This window comes from Pseudorhodoplanes sp. (assembly GCF_059499825.1).
Map to the genome: position 1 here is coordinate 57,772 of NZ_JCABZI010000011.1, position 15,805 is coordinate 73,576.

The 15,805-nt window shown below is 61.8% G+C and carries 19 protein-coding genes; 9 read left to right on the plus strand and 10 right to left on the minus strand.

The window, feature by feature from the left end:
* Positions 1–132: 132 nt before the first annotated feature.
* The 5 genes from AC5I5I_RS16345 (at position 133) to AC5I5I_RS16365 (ending at position 5,335) form a co-directional block, all read left to right on the plus strand.
* Positions 133–1,089 (plus strand): LysR family transcriptional regulator, encoded by a 957-nt coding sequence (locus tag AC5I5I_RS16345; protein ID WP_495974909.1) that lies wholly within the window; start codon positions 133–135, stop codon positions 1,087–1,089.
* Positions 1,090–1,440: 351 nt separating this feature from the next.
* Positions 1,441–2,790, plus strand: a complete 1,350-nt coding sequence (locus tag AC5I5I_RS16350; RefSeq protein ID WP_495974911.1) for an amidohydrolase family protein — start codon at positions 1,441–1,443, stop codon at positions 2,788–2,790.
* Positions 2,783–3,523: an ABC transporter permease gene (locus tag AC5I5I_RS16355; protein WP_495974913.1), complete on the plus strand. Its 741-nt coding sequence runs from the start codon at positions 2,783–2,785 to the stop codon at positions 3,521–3,523. The genes AC5I5I_RS16350 and AC5I5I_RS16355 overlap by 8 nt, the downstream gene beginning before the upstream one ends.
* Positions 3,520–4,341: an ABC transporter ATP-binding protein gene (locus AC5I5I_RS16360; protein ID WP_495974915.1), complete on the plus strand. Its 822-nt coding sequence runs from the start codon at positions 3,520–3,522 to the stop codon at positions 4,339–4,341. Before AC5I5I_RS16355 ends, AC5I5I_RS16360 begins: the two co-directional genes overlap by 4 nt.
* A gap of 22 nt (positions 4,342–4,363) precedes the next feature.
* Complete coding sequence (locus tag AC5I5I_RS16365; protein ID WP_495974917.1) at positions 4,364–5,335, plus strand: ABC transporter substrate-binding protein; 972 nt, start codon at positions 4,364–4,366, stop codon at positions 5,333–5,335.
* A 431-nt stretch (positions 5,336–5,766) separates the two neighbouring features.
* On the opposite strand, the gene AC5I5I_RS16370 is transcribed toward AC5I5I_RS16365, so the two are convergent.
* Positions 5,767–6,027, minus strand: coding sequence for a PilZ domain-containing protein (locus AC5I5I_RS16370; RefSeq protein ID WP_495974919.1), 261 nt, complete (start codon positions 6,025–6,027; stop codon positions 5,767–5,769).
* Between the two features lie 141 nt (positions 6,028–6,168).
* Positions 6,169–6,600 (minus strand): c-type cytochrome, encoded by a 432-nt coding sequence (locus AC5I5I_RS16375; protein ID WP_495974921.1) that lies wholly within the window; start codon positions 6,598–6,600, stop codon positions 6,169–6,171.
* Between AC5I5I_RS16375 and AC5I5I_RS16380 the strand changes: the two genes are divergently transcribed.
* Positions 6,599–7,387, plus strand: coding sequence for a DUF2189 domain-containing protein (locus AC5I5I_RS16380; RefSeq protein WP_495974923.1), 789 nt, complete (start codon positions 6,599–6,601; stop codon positions 7,385–7,387). The two genes, AC5I5I_RS16375 and AC5I5I_RS16380, sit on opposite strands and share 2 nt — an antisense overlap.
* 5 nt (positions 7,388–7,392) lie before the next feature.
* Here AC5I5I_RS16380 and AC5I5I_RS16385 read toward each other — a convergent pair whose 3' ends face one another.
* Entirely contained in the window at positions 7,393–7,794 is a 402-nt protein-coding gene (locus AC5I5I_RS16385; protein ID WP_495974925.1) for a hypothetical protein, read from the minus strand.
* Positions 7,795–8,081: 287 nt separating this feature from the next.
* Between AC5I5I_RS16385 and AC5I5I_RS16390 the strand changes: the two genes are divergently transcribed.
* The gene (locus AC5I5I_RS16390; protein ID WP_495974927.1) at positions 8,082–8,615 is read left to right on the plus strand and encodes a VOC family protein; all 534 of its coding nucleotides are present in this window, start codon (positions 8,082–8,084) and stop codon (positions 8,613–8,615) included.
* Between the two features lie 62 nt (positions 8,616–8,677).
* Here the strand turns inward: AC5I5I_RS16390 and AC5I5I_RS16395 are convergent, their stop codons facing one another.
* Positions 8,678–8,872, minus strand: coding sequence for a hypothetical protein (locus AC5I5I_RS16395; RefSeq protein ID WP_495974929.1), 195 nt, complete (start codon positions 8,870–8,872; stop codon positions 8,678–8,680).
* Between the two features lie 297 nt (positions 8,873–9,169).
* Here AC5I5I_RS16395 and AC5I5I_RS16400 point away from each other — a divergent pair, with 297 nt between their 5' ends.
* Both AC5I5I_RS16400 and AC5I5I_RS16405 read left to right on the plus strand, forming a co-directional pair.
* Positions 9,170–10,381, plus strand: a complete 1,212-nt coding sequence (locus AC5I5I_RS16400) for a GNAT family N-acetyltransferase (RefSeq protein WP_495974931.1) — start codon at positions 9,170–9,172, stop codon at positions 10,379–10,381.
* Complete coding sequence (locus AC5I5I_RS16405) at positions 10,378–11,331, plus strand: cupin-like domain-containing protein (RefSeq protein ID WP_495974933.1); 954 nt, start codon at positions 10,378–10,380, stop codon at positions 11,329–11,331. The genes AC5I5I_RS16400 and AC5I5I_RS16405 overlap by 4 nt, the downstream gene beginning before the upstream one ends.
* A gap of 156 nt (positions 11,332–11,487) precedes the next feature.
* Here AC5I5I_RS16405 and AC5I5I_RS16410 read toward each other — a convergent pair whose 3' ends face one another.
* From AC5I5I_RS16410 to AC5I5I_RS16435, 6 genes are all read right to left on the minus strand, one after another.
* Positions 11,488–11,979: a MerR family transcriptional regulator gene (locus AC5I5I_RS16410; protein WP_495974935.1), complete on the minus strand. Its 492-nt coding sequence runs from the start codon at positions 11,977–11,979 to the stop codon at positions 11,488–11,490.
* Between the two features lie 21 nt (positions 11,980–12,000).
* Entirely contained in the window at positions 12,001–12,330 is a 330-nt protein-coding gene (locus AC5I5I_RS16415) for an integration host factor subunit alpha (protein WP_495974937.1), read from the minus strand.
* 165 nt (positions 12,331–12,495) lie between these two features.
* Positions 12,496–13,473 (minus strand): beta-ketoacyl-ACP synthase III, encoded by a 978-nt coding sequence (locus AC5I5I_RS16420; RefSeq protein WP_495975325.1) that lies wholly within the window; start codon positions 13,471–13,473, stop codon positions 12,496–12,498.
* The gene (plsX, locus tag AC5I5I_RS16425) at positions 13,467–14,525 is read right to left on the minus strand and encodes a phosphate acyltransferase PlsX (RefSeq protein ID WP_495974939.1); all 1,059 of its coding nucleotides are present in this window, start codon (positions 14,523–14,525) and stop codon (positions 13,467–13,469) included. Before plsX ends, AC5I5I_RS16420 begins: the two co-directional genes overlap by 7 nt.
* Before the next feature lie 109 nt (positions 14,526–14,634).
* On the minus strand, positions 14,635–15,192 hold the full coding sequence (locus AC5I5I_RS16430; RefSeq protein WP_495974941.1) for a YceD family protein: 558 nt from the start codon (positions 15,190–15,192) through the stop codon (positions 14,635–14,637).
* Entirely contained in the window at positions 15,189–15,734 is a 546-nt protein-coding gene (locus AC5I5I_RS16435; RefSeq protein WP_495974943.1) for a ubiquinol-cytochrome C chaperone family protein, read from the minus strand. The genes AC5I5I_RS16430 and AC5I5I_RS16435 overlap by 4 nt, the downstream gene beginning before the upstream one ends.
* Between the last annotated feature and the right edge of the window lie 71 nt (positions 15,735–15,805).

Below are 15,805 nucleotides of genomic sequence, written 5' to 3' on the forward strand. Positions count from 1 at the left end.
TATCACTCCGACTGAGCGATCGACGCCATCCCATGATCTCGCACGTCTCAGCTTTTCTGGTAGCACCTCTAATCTTTGTCAGGATGGCGACCTTGTTGCCCCAAAGTCAAATTCATAGTTATAATTTCCTGCATGAAGCCGAGTAATGAACATATCGATCTCAATCTGCTTCGGGTTTTCTTCGCTATCTGGGATCTCCGAAGTCTCACTGCAGCGGGCGATCGCCTCGGTCTGACCCAACCCGCCATCAGCCACGCGCTAAGGCGCTTGAGAGACCGTTTCGGGGATCCACTTTTTATCAGAGCTGCGAATCGGATGCTTCCAACCGACGCCGCCGTCCGGTTGCATGAACCGCTCGATCAAGCCTTTGCGCTGCTGAACCGTGCCCTACAGAGCAGCGCGACTTTCGACCCGAAAGTCACAGAACGAACCTTCAGAGTTGCCATGTCGGATATCGCGGAGGCCTATATGTTGCCCCGCCTCATGGGAGAACTGTCGCGCCGCTCTCCTTTTGTCCGCGTCGACATCGTCCCGCTGGTCCCGGACCGCCTTCCAAGCTCCATGCGCTCCGGAGAAATAGATTTGGCGATTGGTGCCGTGAACTCGTCCTCAAAAGATCTGACGAGCATTGATACGTTCTCAGACAGTTATATTTGCATGGTTCGTTCCAAGCATCCGATCGCAGAGTCTCACCTCACGCGAGAAAATTTCGCAAAGCTTCGGTTCTTCTTCGCGAGAACCACATCAACGATTTATCAGCTGGCAGAGCAATCCCTCGGCGATGAAGATGCCCGTCCCCGGATCGCTGTGCGCGGTCACTTTACGACCGCTCCTGAGATCGTTCGCAATTCAGATCTGGCGGCCATCTTTCCAAGACAGCTGGCGCTGAGCCTTCATCGGGCCAAAGACTTCCGGCTCCTGAATCTCCCGTTCGAACTGCCCACGATAGAAGTTAAAGTGCATAGCCACATGCGCTTCGCCAACGACACCGGCATCAAATGGATGTGCCAAACATGCACAGCGCTGCTTAAGAGCTCCATCAGCACTTCGGCCGCCAGGAAAACCCTTACCATCGACGGCCGTCCATAATGTTGGCAACAAACCGTTCGCCTGACCGATGCAGACGCGCAGCCCCTTCGCCCGACGGATGATGCGCAACAAGACCATTCGCGGCGGCGCATTATCAGTGTTCATACAGCGAATTATCGCCATGAATTGGACTAAGTATGCCGAGGGAGATAATCTGGAAGCTTGGTTGCTAACAACATCAAACTTTTGCGCTGTTAGGGGCTGAAGCGCATATCCCTCGACGAACAATCGCGCTGCGCTATCGACATCGTGTTTGGCGATGCGTGGTGCGTGACAAACCTGCTCACGCGGACGGGAGCTTGGTCTGAACGTATGACGCGTATTGCGATTGAGCACGGGCTTATCCTTACAATGGATCGTGACAATCGCGTCATCGAGAACGGACGGGTCGTCCTCGAGGGCTGCCATATCGCCGCGGTCGAGCAATCTGACGGCGAGCCCTTGCAAGATTGCGATGTGGTGATCGATGCTGCGGGCAAGATTGTAATGCCAGGGCTGATCAACTCGCATACGCATCTCTGCATGGTTTTCGGCCGCACTATCGGCCCGGAGCGGCGCCTTCTGGAATGGCTTGAATTGCTGATGCCAATCATGGCCGCGATGGACGGGGAAGCCCTCTACATCGCCGAGCTGCTCGGTTGCGTCGAGAATATCAAGAACGGCAATACGAGCCTTGTCGAAAATATATTCATGCCGCCTCACGCGGCCTCTGATCCCGAGGACGCGGCGTTCCGCGCACTGCGCGATAGTGGAATCCGCGGTACCGTCGCGCGCGCAACCGAAATGCGCCATTTTGACCAACGGTTCTGCGAGACGCCGGCCGAGCAGGCGATGCGCGTTGAGCGTCTTGCCGCAAAATGGCACGGGTCCGAGGACGACCGTCTGCACCTTTCGATCGGCCCCCTGCTCCCATGGGTCATGGACGAGCGCGGGTTCCGTGAGACTCGCCGGATTGCACGCGAAAACAGGCTCTCGCTACACATGCACGTAGCCGAATCTCCTGAATTCAACCACATGATCTCACGTCACTTCGGACGCGAGATTCGACAGGTCGAGCTACTAGAGGAGTTTGGTTGTCTCGGCCCGGATGTTCAGGCTGTTGCCTGCTCGGATGTTTCCCCGCGGGAGATTGAGTTATTGGCCGCGAGCGGCACCGCCGTCCTGTTTGACTCACCGACACGGCTCTTCTGGGGCACCGGATTTCCACCGATCGGAGATTTCCTGACCGCGGGCGTAACCTGCGGTGTTGCGACCAACGGCGCCGCCGCCAATTGCGGCCAGGATATTTTCGAAAGCATGAAATATTCCTGCGCGACGGCCAAGACAGCCGCGAACGATCCCCGTGCGCTGACTGCTGCGCGGGCACTGCGGATGGCGACCGTAGAGGGCGCGCGGGCTATTGGTCGTCCCGAAACCGGTTCAATCGAAATTGGCAAGCGCGCTGACCTGATCACGGTTGAAACGCGCCAGCCGCACCTCACGCCGCTCCTCGACCCGGTGAAAGCGCTTGTCTACAGCGCACGCGGTAGCGACGTCCGCGATGCCGTGATCGACGGAAAGGTCGTCATGCAAAACCGCAAGTTCGTGACGATCGATGAAGATGCTCTCCTCGTGGAAGCCGGACGGATGGCACGCCGCTGTGCCGAGCGAGCGGGCATTAAACTCCCGACGCTAAACACCCAGATCTCTGTACATGCTTAAACTGGTTTCCATACTCGCTGCCCTGATCGTCTGGGGATTGATGTCCCTGACGCTTCCGCCGGAAATCTTCCCAGGCCCAATTGAGACCGCACAGGTTTTGTGGGGCGAGATTGTGGGTGGTCGCGTCGAGTTGGATCTGGCCATGACGATGTTGCGAGTCGTGGGCGGCCTCCTGCTCTCGCTGATAATCGGCATTCCTGTCGGAATATTGATGGGGCTCAACAGGCGGGCCGAAGCTGTCTTGGACGTGTGGGTCATGGTCGGGCTGACTGTGCCCAGCCTCTGCTACGCCATTGTCGCCTTCATGTGGTTTGGGTTGAATGAGACCGCGGCGATAATCGCCATAGGGATAACTGCCGCTCCGGCGATTGCGATCAACATTTGGGAAGGCGTAAAGAACATCGATACGAAACTCATCGCGATGGCTCGGGTATTCGAGGCGTCGCGGCCGGTCATCCTGCGCCGCGTGCTTGTGCCGCAAATCGTTCCCTACATCATGGCTTCCGCCCGCTTCGGGCTCGGGATCATCTGGAAGATTACCGTTCTGGTGGAGTTGATTGGCCGCCCGAACGGCGTCGGTTTCAAGCTCTTCTACTGGTACCAATTGGCCGACATGCGACAAGTCCTTGCGTGGACACTTCTGTTCACCATCATCATGCTGATAATTGAGCTGCTCATTCTCAAGCCTATCGAGAAGCGTCTCTTCGCGTGGCGCCCACAGGTGACGGTATGAAGCCGGCTATCGAGGTCGTTTCGCTTCGAAAGAGTTTTCCTGGCCACGATGGTGCCTCCCGTCAGGTGCTGAAGGACCTCAACCTGGAAGTCGGCGACGGCGAATTTCTCTGCGTGCTGGGCGCCTCGGGCTGTGGCAAATCGACCTTGCTCAATGTGCTTGCGGGGCTCGACAAGTCCTACGAGGGCGAGGTGAGCGTGAGTGGCAGCCGCGTGGGTTATATGTTCCAAGAGCCGCGCTTGCTCCCCTGGCTTACCGCAGAAGGAAATCTCGACTTCGCACTTAGTAACTGCCGGGTGCCCGCCAACCGATGGAACGAATTGAAGTCACGCTATCTGGCGATGACGGGACTTTCGGCCTTTCGCGATTACTATCCCAATCAAATCTCGGGAGGCATGGCGCAACGCCTTGCCCTGGTGCGGGCGTTGTGCGTGGAGCCCGGCATCCTCCTGATGGACGAACCTTTCTCCGGACTCGATGAGATCACGGCACAGCGTATTCGCGCCGATCTTCTGTCGATATGGCACGAGACGCGCAAGACAATCGTCTTCGTTACACACAATGCTTATGAAGCCTGTTTCCTTGCAGACCGCATCCTGGTGATGTCGGGCGGCGCGTTTCGTCAGGAGCTTCGCGTTCAGATCGCGCGGCCCCGGAGCTACGACGATCTGGCGATCTTCGAACTTAGCCGCGACCTCATCAGGGCTTTCGGGGATGAGATCGATCGGGAGGCGGCGACGCGGTTTGCCGAACCAGTTTCGGAGCCTAGATCGGCCGAGGGCCTCGAACGGAGTGCGGCCGTCCGATTCAAAATCTGACCATTATCGAGGAGGAATGACCATGCTGTCGCGTATTGGAATCCTTGCCATCGCCACCCTCGCCGCCTGCAGTAGCGCTTCTGCGCAGGTAAAAGTGCAGATCGGAGACCTCGCACAATCCCTGAATGAAATCGCCTCCCGGGCGATGATCGATCAGGGGATCGACCGCAAATACGGCATCGCCGCCGAATACCGGGCCTACCCAACCCTCGACGGGCTGTTCACCGCGATCCGCGGCAAAGATGTCGATGTCGGCTTCGGCGGGTGGACAGCAATCGCTCAATTCCGCAGCAAGGGTTTTCCGGTCACCATGGTGTTCCCGGTCGGGCGCGGTGTTACAGTCGATGTGGTCGTGCCGGCCGCGTCACCGATCAAAAGCATCGCTGAGCTCAAAGGGAAAAAGGTCGGGACGTTCGCAGGAGCGGCCGGCACCGCGACCGTGTTATTCCGTGTCATTGCGTCGAAATTCCACGGCTTCGATCCGGGAAAGACGGGTGATCTGCAATTCGCCGGCCCCGGACTGCTCCCGGCCTTGCTAGACAAGGGCGAGATCGACGCCGCGGTCATGTTTGATCCGATCGCAGCCAAACTCATAGGCTCCGGCAAGTACCGGTCGATCGGCAATCTCGCTGACGCCTACAAGGCTGGTACCGGAGATGACTTTCTCTGGATCGGTTACTCAACCAACGACGACTTCATTAAGAGCAACCCGGAAGCACTGACGAACTTTACCCGCGCCTGGCTCGAAGCCATTGAATTCGTGAAGTCAAATCCAGCGGTCTTCGAAGCCTACGGCAAGAAATATGGTCTGGAACCGGCGGCCGTTGCTCTGCTTCGTGATCGCGTGATTGCGGACTACACGACGACCTGGAACGACTCCACCATCGCTTCCCTCCGGCGCTTCGGCGAAATGGCCAACGAAGTCATGGGGGCGGGCTATCTCGACTCCGTTCCAGCTGCAGCGTTCTCTACGAAATTCGATCCCCGCAAATGAGGATCTAGCGAACGGCGACTTGCGGGCAATGCTCGAGGGTCGCCGACCTTAGCGGATTGCGGGGCATTGGGCAGGCATTCCCTGCGCGCGTCTTCGCGCCACAGCGGAGAGCGCCGCGCAAGTTGGATAAGCGGCGGACGACATCTAGTTCCTCGACCGATGGGCCCTCCCGGTTCATGGGGTCGTCCTCTGATTTTGCCGAGCCCCCCACCCTTCCATCGGGCGAATAAGTCGCCGTGCTAGAGCCAGTCCCGCCCGCATGGCAGCCTAACAAACCTCCTTGACCCGGCCCCACGCTCCTCAACAACCGCAGTGTTGTCCGAAAGGAGGACTAGTTTCCCGCCTTGGATCTGCCAAAGCAGACCGGACAGCGGGCGGCACGCCACTCCGTGCAACTCCGGGAATTGCGCCAGTTTGGCTGACCCGGCAGTCTAGAACGTCACGCCGATGCTGTGCGCGCGTCGCCAGACGATCCGGGCTCGGCGATCGAAATTCAGGTCCGGAATGGTGAGGCCAATCTCGTCCGGCAAATACTTCGTGTGACTGACGGAAATGAGCGCGCCCCGGTCCGAGAAGTTCCGAACAAGGCAATCCAACTGACTTGTGTCGTCGATGGCGATACGGCCGGCCTTGTTCACCTTGCGGCGCGTCGCCTGGCGCATCTCGAGCATTTGCACCGCCGGATCTGCCATGGCCCCCTCGCTCGATGGCGATCCAAAATCCTAATGGACCGACGGATTCGGTACAACCACGTTGTATTCGCGGTTCGCGAGCCGGCACGCGGCTGGATCGCTCCGGCGGCGTCGCGACGCCGGTGCCCGGATCGGACGCGCCTATCTCTCGGCAAGTGTCAGGATATAGGCCACGATATCGTCGGCCTGGCCGCGCGTGAGGATGAAGTTCGGCATGTTCTCGTGATTGGAGCGCAGAAACACGTTGAGGGACAGCGGCGTCGTTGACGGCCGGTTCGCAACCGCAACAAAGTCCGGGCCGGGCCTTGTCCCCTTCACGGTTTTCGGGCCGATGGCGTGGCATTCCATGCACCAGGCCTCGGCCAACCGCCGCCCGGCCGCCGGATCGCCGAGGTCTTGAGCGACGGCGGCGCCGCCTCCGGCCAAAGCCGCCGACAGCGCCGCAAGCGTCATGGTCCGCCACATCACAGGATCCTCCGCATTCATCTGAGACTTCGGCGGCGCCAGCGCCTTGATTCCGATCAAGGCGACGAATTGCGAAACGCCCAATGTTATATCTTGGGGAGGATCCATGACCACAATCTCGGGCAAAACCGACCCGGTCGTGCGGCAGATTTCCTTCGGCGACGTTGTCGAGGCGCTGGTCCAGGGACTGCGCGACTTTCAGGCGGCGCCGCTTTACGGGATGGCGCTCGGCGCGCTGTACTGCGTCGCGGGGATTGCGATCGTGCTCAGCGTCACCTCGCTCGGCATGAGTTACCTCGCCTATCCTTTGGCTGCAGGCTTTGCGCTGCTCGGCCCGTTCGTTGCGGTCGGCTTCTACGAGATCAGCCGCAAGCGCGAGACCGGTCAGACCGCAAGTCTTTCCGACATTCGCACCGCGATGACCAGCCGTCCGGAAATCGGCTGGATGGCCTTCGTCACGCTCTTCATCTTCATCATGTGGATGTACCAGGCGCGCTTCCTGATGGCGCTGTTCTTCGGCCTGAACGCGTCCTTCTCCTCGCTTCCGCAATTCATCACCACGGTGCTGACCACCACCGAAGGCCTGATCTTCCTGCTCGTCGGCAACATGGTCGGCGCTTTTCTGGCGATCGTACTGTTCTCGCTGACCGTCGTGTCGTTTCCGCTGCTGCTGGACCGCGACGTCGATTGCGTCACCGCCATGATCACAAGCGTTCGCGCCGTCGCGCAAAGTCCGGTTCCGCTGCTCGCCTGGGCATTGATGATCGTGGTGCTACTGATCCTGGCGGCGCTGCCGTTCTTTGTCGGGCTGATCGTGGTGCTGCCGGTTCTCGGACATACGACCTGGCACCTCTACCGGCGTCTCATCGTGCCGGCAGAGGCAGGAAACGTGTGAGCGTCCTAGTCCCGCGGCTTCAAGGCCTGCCACCGCGATTCGAAGCTCGTATCGTCGAGGGCGTTTACCGGCGCCGGCCAGATATTGGGATCCGACGACGGCGGCGAGGCGCTGACGTCGCTGACGTTGCGCCCGTCGGTCGATAGTGGGACTTCTTGCGCGGGCGCGGGCGTTGCCACTTCGGCCTCGACCACCGGCTTTTGCTTCGGCCAGTGCAGCGAGGATTTCGGCATCATCGGCTTGCCCTCATACCAGCATTTCCGTCCATCGATGAGGCGGTAATACCACTGCCCCTTTGCTGGCTTCGGGACGTCCACGGCACATTCGATCGATTGAGCGTTTGCGGCGGACGACAGCAACATGGCGCAGGCCACGAGACTCGCGCTCACCATCAGCAATCGCTTCATGGCACCCCTCCTCTTTCTGAGGACCCCCGGTGGTCTGAAGACCATCACGGAACGAACCATCGAAGTATGGTCCCGCCGTGAATGACCGTGGTCGAAACTGGGGTGAGGTGATGGCGCAGGCCTGTGGCCATGCATCATCGTACCCGTCAGTGCGCGGCGGGCGCATCGTCGCTGCGTGAGCACGTAACGACGGGACGAAAGGCCGATCGCTGGGAAACCGTTGACCTCGATCAACGCAGCGCAGCGCGCGACCGGGTGAAATCGATCAAATTTTCCGGGAGGACATCATGAAGGTCGAACAAATTCACCACGTCGCCTATCGCTGCAAGAATGCGAAGGAAACGGTCGCCTTCTATCAGAAGGTACTGGGCATGGATTTCCTGATGGCGATGGCGGAAGACCGCGCGCCGTCGACCAAGTCGCCGGACCCGTACATGCATGTCTTTCTCGACGCCGGGAACGGCAACATCCTCGCCTTCTTCGAATTGCCGAAATCACCGCCGATGGGCCGCGATCCGAATACGCCGGACTGGGTCCAGCACATCGCGTTCCGCGTGAAAGACCGCGAGTCGATGCTGGAAGCCAAGGCCAATGCGGAAGCGATCGGCTGCGAGGTAGTTGGTCCGACCGATCACGCGGTCTTCCAGTCCATCTACTTCTTCGACCCGAGCGGCAACCGCTGCGAGGTCACCTACATGACGTCGAAGCCCGGTCAGCTCGAGGAATTGAAGAAGATCGCGCCTGCCATGCTGGATGAATGGGATCGCACCAAGCAGCCGCCGCGCCAGGCGGCCTGGGTGCATCAGCAGGAATTTGCCTGAGCGAAGTCGATCTCACGTTCAGGCGCGGGCACAGCACCGCGCCTGGATCTTGCAAAGCTGGATCAGTCGAGGCCGGCGATGGCGGCGCGTCCCCGCTCCGTGAGCGTCACGGTGGAGCGAAGTTCGTTGGCGCGGATTCCGACCAGGCCGCTCCAGCACAGCTTCTCGCCCTCGATCGTGTCGCAGAACACCTTCAGCGGCATCTCGCCGGTGAGAAGCGTCTTGAGCTGCGAAATCTGAAACGTGGTCAGCGGCATAGCGGCATTCCCTTGCAAAAGCCCGATAACCGTTGGTCGCGTCCGGGCCTCGGCCGGTTCAATCGCGCCGGGTCCGGGCGAATTTGAGGTAAATGCGAGGAATTTCGGCCGCAATTAGCGTTACGAATTCGTTATGCGGCCCCGCTGCAACACCTGCCGCCGGCTTTCATCTGTCGGAGCATCGGTTCGTTAACTGTCCGGCGCCAAAGCCGCGCGCGAAGCCACCGGGTAAAGCCGACGGTCACGGTTCGGGCTTATCTCACGGCCATCGATCACGATCATGGCCCAGGTTTTCGCATGAGTGCCCCGATCCATGTGGATCAGGTTCACGGCGCCGCTTCAGCCGCGCGGCAGAGGCACGCCCGTCCGGTGACGTCGGCGCCGGCGGCGCCATCGTCCCTGACCGCGCTCGCCTCGGTCTCGATCCCGGACTGGACAGCCCTCGCCGCGGATGCGGTCGAGCCGAATGCCTGTTACCTGCCGTTCTGGGCGCTGGCCGTGTCGCGCCACGCACGCGGCCGCAACGATGCGCTGGCGCTGACGGCGTTCGACACCACCGCTCCGGATCGTCTGACCGGCCTGATGCCGGTGCGCTGGGCCAGCCGCGCGCTCTCGTTGCCGGTGCCGCTGCTGGTATCCTGGAATGCCTATGCGCCGTTCTCGGCGCCGCTGCTTGATCGCGATTGTCCGATCGAGGCGGCCGGCGCGCTGCTCGATGGGGCGAAAGCCGCCGGCGCGCGCGCGTTGCTGCTGCAGAACATTCCGACCGACGGCGCGGCCTATGCCGCGATGCGCGCGGCGTTGGAGCGGCGCGGCCTGACACCGGAGATCCTGCGCAGCTTCCGCCGGGCCGGCCTCGATGCGCGCAAGGACGCGGAGACGGTCCTGCGCGACGCGCTGTCGGCTAAGAAGCTGAAGGAATTGCGCCGTCAGCGTCACCGGCTGGAGGATACCGGGCCGGTGGTGTTCGAAGTGGCATCGGAACCGGAGCGCATCGGACCCGCGCTCGAGGCATTTCTGACGCTGGAAGACAAAGGGTGGAAAGGCAACCGCGGCACCGCACTCCTGCGGCATGGCGGTGACGCCGCCTTCATCCGCGAAGCGGCTTCCGCACTCGCCGCAACCGGGCAGTTCGAGATCGTTAGCCTCACCCGCAATGGCGAGACCCTCGCCTCCGGCCTGATCCTGCGCGATGCCGGCCGCGCCTTCTTCTTCAAGATTGCGATGGACGAAAGCGAGGCGCGGACATCCCCCGGCGTTCAGCTCACGCTCGACCTCACCCGGCACCTATGTGCCGATCCCGCCATCGCCTTCGCCGATTCCACCGCCGACGGCGAACACCCGATGATCGATCACATCTGGCGCGAGCGCATCGAGATCGCCGACGTGTTCGTACCGCTGTCGCGGCGTGAACCCAGCGCCCTCGCCATCAGGGCGCTGGTTGGCGCCCGCATGCGCACCATCGATTTCCTCAAAGCCATCCGCCGGATCAGGGAGAAGCTGCCATGACGTTCTTCGAGCCGACCGACACGGCCGCATTGACGCACGACTTTCCGAACCTGCCGTTCGGGCTCAAGCATCATTTTGTCGGCAATCCGCTGCTGACCCTGCCGGTTCTTGCCGAGCTTGTGCGCCAGCTGCCGCGCGACCGGCTGGAATATAATTCCGGCAAGGCTGCGATCAGCCAGACGCCCGAGACCACACCAACGGTCGATCTCGCGCCGGAAGAGATCGTGCGCAACATCGAGAGCGCCGGAGCCTGGATGGTGCTGAAATCGGTCGAGCAGGATCCCGCCTATCGCAAGCTGATCGAGGATGCGCTGATGGAGGTCGCGCGCACCCGCGGCCATGACAGCCTGAAGGCCGCGGGCTTCGAGGATATCCGCGGCTTCATCTTCGTGTCGTCGGCCAATTCGACGACGCCGTTCCACGCCGACGCCGACGAGAATTTCTTCTTCCAGATTCACGGCGACAAATTCTTCCACGTCTACGACAACCGCGATCGATCGATCGCCTCCGAGGAGGCGCTGGAATCGAGCGCGATCAAGCATCGCAACCTGCCCTACGAAGCGCGGTTCGATGCGAAATGCACCACCTACAAGCTGAAGCCTGGCGACGGCGTTTTCGTGCCGTATCAATGGCCGCACTGGGTGCGTACCGCCGACAGCTATTCGATCTCGCTGTCGCTGACCTGGAAATCCGACGCCGTGCGCCGGAGGAACGACATCTTTGCGGTCAACGCCATGCTGCGCGGCTTCGGCATGCCACAGAGCGCGCCGGGTGTGAATCCGGCGCTCGATAGTGCCAAAGTGGCAGCGTTTCGCGCCGCGTCAGCCGCGGTTGAACCGTTGCGCCGCAACGAGACCATGCGGCGTACGATCCGCCGCCTCGTGAAGGGCCGCGATGCCAATTATTACCTACGCGAGCCGAAGAACGCGCCGGACGCGAAGGCATCCTGAGAAAAAACCCCGGCGGCCTCACCAGCGCGTGAACCGCCGGGGATTGCGGTGCGACTGAGAAGCAGGCGCGGCCACGCTCCGGGCCTGTCCGCCGTAGGGCATCTCAAACGATAGCGCCGTGCGGACGGGCCGCGCCTTGCGATCGGCGGACCTGAGTCAGTCTGACGCCGTCTTCTCCATCGCATTGTCGAGCAGGCGGCGGCACTCGCTCAGTTCGAACAGCGTCGCCTGCAGCCGCCGCAGATCCTCGCGCGACATCTGGGCACGGATGGCGGCGGGCGTTGCCTGCAGACGCGATGGGGCAAGAGTCTCCTCCGGAACCGGTTCTTCCGGATGGTCGTCATCGTCGACCGGACCATGAACCGGCTGTTCGGCGCCGGGCTGCCAGACATTCTGAACGAATTTCAGACCCTGGTCTTTGAGGATCCGCTGCACGCCGCGGATGGTATATCCCTCGCCATACAGCAGATGGTGGATGCCGCGCAGCAGATCGACGTCATCGGGCCGGTAATAGCGGCGGCCGCCCGCGCGCTTCATCGGCTTGATCTGGTTGAAGCGGGTTTCCCAGAACCGCAGCACGTGCTGCGGGACCTTCAGGTCGTCAGCCACTTCGCTGATGGTGCGAAATGCGTCGGGCGCCTTATCCAACCAAGCCCCCAATCAGTTGCGTCAGTGACTGTCGGTATCGTCGGCGACGTCCGGACCGCTGTCGCCGTTGATCTTCTGCTTGAGAATGGCGGACGGTTTGAACACCATGACCCGGCGCGGGGAAATCGGAACTTCCTTGCCGGTCTTCGGATTACGGCCGACCCGCTGTCCCTTCTTGCGCACGACGAAGGAGCCGAACGACGAAAGCTTCACGGTCTCGCCGCGCTCAAGGCAATCGGTGATTTCCTTGAGGACCTGCTCGACCAGGGTGGCAGACTCCGTCCGTGACAGTCCCACCTTCTGGTAAACCGCCTCACACAGATCCGCTCGTGTAACTGTTTTTGCCGTCATCGCCCCGCAGCCCCTACTCGGCGATCCTTGTTATTTTACAAGACGATATGGACTTACTTTTCCACGGTCAACCGAAGAAAGGCTGCCAAGCCGCGATTAGGCGACCCGGGTATCACGATGCGGGATATTCACGCCGCGTTGCGGCATCGACGGATGGGTAACTTTTTACATCCGAACCAGCGACGCACCCCAGGTAAAGCCGCCGCCCATCGCCTCGAACATCACCAGATCGCCCTTTTTGATGCGACCGTCGGCAATGCCCGCGCATAACGCGAGCGGAATCGAGGCGGCCGAGGTATTTCCGTGGCGGTCCACGGTGATGATCACCTTGGCCGGATCGAGCCCGAGCTTGATGACCGATCCGTCGATGATGCGGCGATTGGCCTGATGCGGCACAAACCAGTCGAGATCGTGCGCGGTGTAGCCGGTGGCCTTGAATGCATCCTTGATCACGTCGGTTATCATCGAGACCGCATGCTTGAAGACCTCCTTGCCTTCCATGCGCAGGTGACCGACGGTCTGGGTCGAGGACGGGCCGCCGTCGACATACAGCTTCATCTTGTGGCGGCCGTCGGATCGCAGATGCGTGGTCAGGATTCCCCGGTCGGTCATGGCGCCGGGTTGCTCCTGCGCCTCGATCACGACGGCGCCGGCGCCATCGCCGAACAGGACGCAGGTGGTGCGGTCGGTCCAGTCGAGAATGCGTGAGAACGTCTCCGCGCCGATCAGCAGAGCCCGTTTGGCCAGCCCGCTCCGCAGCAATCCATCGACGGTGCCGAGGCCATAGACAAAGCCCGAGCAGACCGCCTGGATATCGAAGGCAAAGCCGCCGGTGATGCCAAGACCGGCCTGGATCGACACGGCGGTTGCCGGAAAGGTGTTATCGGGCGTCGAGGTCGCGCATACGATCAGGTCGATATCCTGCGGCGCCAGTCCCGCATCGGCGAGCGCCGCCAGTGCCGCCTTGATGCCGAGATGGGACGTGAATTCGCCATCGGCGGCGACATGGCGTTCGCGAATGCCGGTGCGCTGCACGATCCAATCGTCGGACGTGTCGACCCGGGTCGCGAGTTCGGCATTGGTCAGGACGCGCTCCGGCAGGTAGCAGCCGGAGCCGATAATCACGGACCGCAATGTCACGATGCCGCTCCGGCCTCAGGCAGTTCAGCCACCACGCGGGCTTCGGGCACCAGCGCCTGTTCGATCTTGGCCTTCAGATCGTTGCGCACCATCTGGTAGCCGATATCGACCGCGGCGGAAAACCCGTTTGCATCGGCGCCGCCGTGGCTCTTGATGACGATCCCGTTCAAGCCGACAAAGACCCCGCCATTGGCGCGGCTCGGGTCGATCTTGGCCGCGAGTTTGCGGAACGCACCGCGGGCAAACAGATAGCCGATCCGGGTGAATACGGTCTCTTTCATCGCGGCCTTGAGATAGCCCGCGATCTGGCGCGCCGTTCCTTCGGCCGCCTTGAGCGCGATATTGCCTGCGAAACCTTCGGTTACCACCACGTCGACCGTACCCTTGCCGATGTCGTCGCCTTCGACGAAACCCGAATATTGGAGGTGCGGCAAGTCGCGCTCGCGCAAAATACGGCCCGCCTCCCGCACTTCATCCAGACCCTTAACTTCTTCAACGCCGATATTCAGAAGCCCGACGGTCGGCCGGTCGATATCGAGCAGGATGCGCGCCATCGCGCTGCCCATCACCGCCATGTCGATCAGGTGCTGCGCATCGGCACCGATATTGGCGCCGAGATCGAGCACCACCGATTCGCCGCGTAGCGTCGGCCAGATCGCCGCGATCGCCGGACGCTCGATTCCGGCCATCGTTCGCAGATGGATTTTGGCCATCGCCATCAGCGCGCCAGTATTGCCAGCCGACACCGCCACATCGGCCTCGCCTTGCTTCACCGCGTCGATCGCGAGCCACATCGACGACTTCCCTCGCCCCTGGCGAAGCGCCTGGCTCGGCTTGTCGTCCATCTTCACGGCAACGTCGGTATGGATGACGCGCGACGCCGCTTTCAGTTTCGGATGCGCGGCAAGCGCCGCCTCGATCTCGGGCGCCGTGCCAAAGAAAACAAACTCGGTATCCGGATGGCGCACCTGCGCGAGCGCCGCGCCGGGAATGACCACGGACGGGCCATGGTCGCCTCCCATGGCATCGAGCGCGATGCGAACCTTGTCTGGCATTGCCGACCCTAGTGGCTCCATTGCCGGTGGCCCGGGAACAAAGGAAGGCGGCGGAACCCGGCACGGGCGCGGACCATAGCCATTGTCGCGGAGGATACAACCACCGCGCCTATTTCCTCTCCGGCGGTCGCTTTTTCTGCGGGTCAGCGAGTTCCGCCAGCGCCGCGAACGGACTTTCCCGCGGATCCCTTGCCACCTCGGATTCGAACACCGCGCCGTCCTTGCGCGGATAGGGATCGATTCCAAGCAGGAAATACTCGGTGGCGATGGCGCCGAGATCGACATATCCGTCCGCCAGCGGTTCCGGCGCGTCGCTATCCGTCATGGCGAAGCTGGCCTCGCCATCGCCGTCGCCCAGCGTGTCCGCAGCGTCCGGCGAGAACGTGATGTCGACCAGCTCATGCAGATTTTGCTCAACCGGATCAAGCGTCACCACGCAGTTCTGACCAACCGTCGCAATCACTTCACCCGTCACATGAAGAACGCCCGCGCCCTTCCGGCGCAAATCGAAACTCGCTTCCAGACGGGGTAGCTCGCGCAGGTTCGCCGTGCGCGCGAGGATGGCGCGGACATCGGCATCGGCCTCGAGCGCGACATGCAGTCCCTCGTCGGGGACCTCGGCCAGCGCAATGCGATGGCTCCATGGCGGCTGATCGGGGTGTGTCATGGCAGTCCTCCCGCTTGCGGGACAGGGTCGGGCCAGGCGATCCGGCCGCTGGCAATCGCCGTCGCATCCTGACCGTCCAGGCCCCGCGCGGCCGCCTCGACATAGGCGGTCAGTCCATCCAGACCCGGCCGGTCCTCGTCCGCATAGACGTTCCGGCAGAGCGCCGACCGCAAGGCGTCGCGATCGCCGGCCTTCAAAGCCGAGATATAAGCCCGCTGCCGGCCAAAAAAAGCTGCCGCGAGGCGCCGCATATCCTTCGGCACCCTCAGGTCGCTGATCCCGTCCTGCCGCAGATGGTCGTCCATATCCTGGCAAAATCGGTCGAAAGCCGCCTGCCCCGCGGCTTTGGCCGGTTCCTCGCCGCGCGACAGCCGGTCGAATGCGAGGCCCAGATGCAGCATCAGCAAATCGAGCCGTCCATTCACGGTGTCTGCGACCCCGAGATCGCGGTAGAAGACAGGAGCGCGGGCTTGCGCCACGATGGCGCCATAGAGCGCCTCGATGGTAGGAGCTTGGGGGTTCCGGCGAAATATCGTCAGCATCGGTCCTGTTCTAGGTCCGGTTGGGGCGTATCGCCAGTGCCAAGACGTTGCAATCGCTGGCTTTGGGGGCT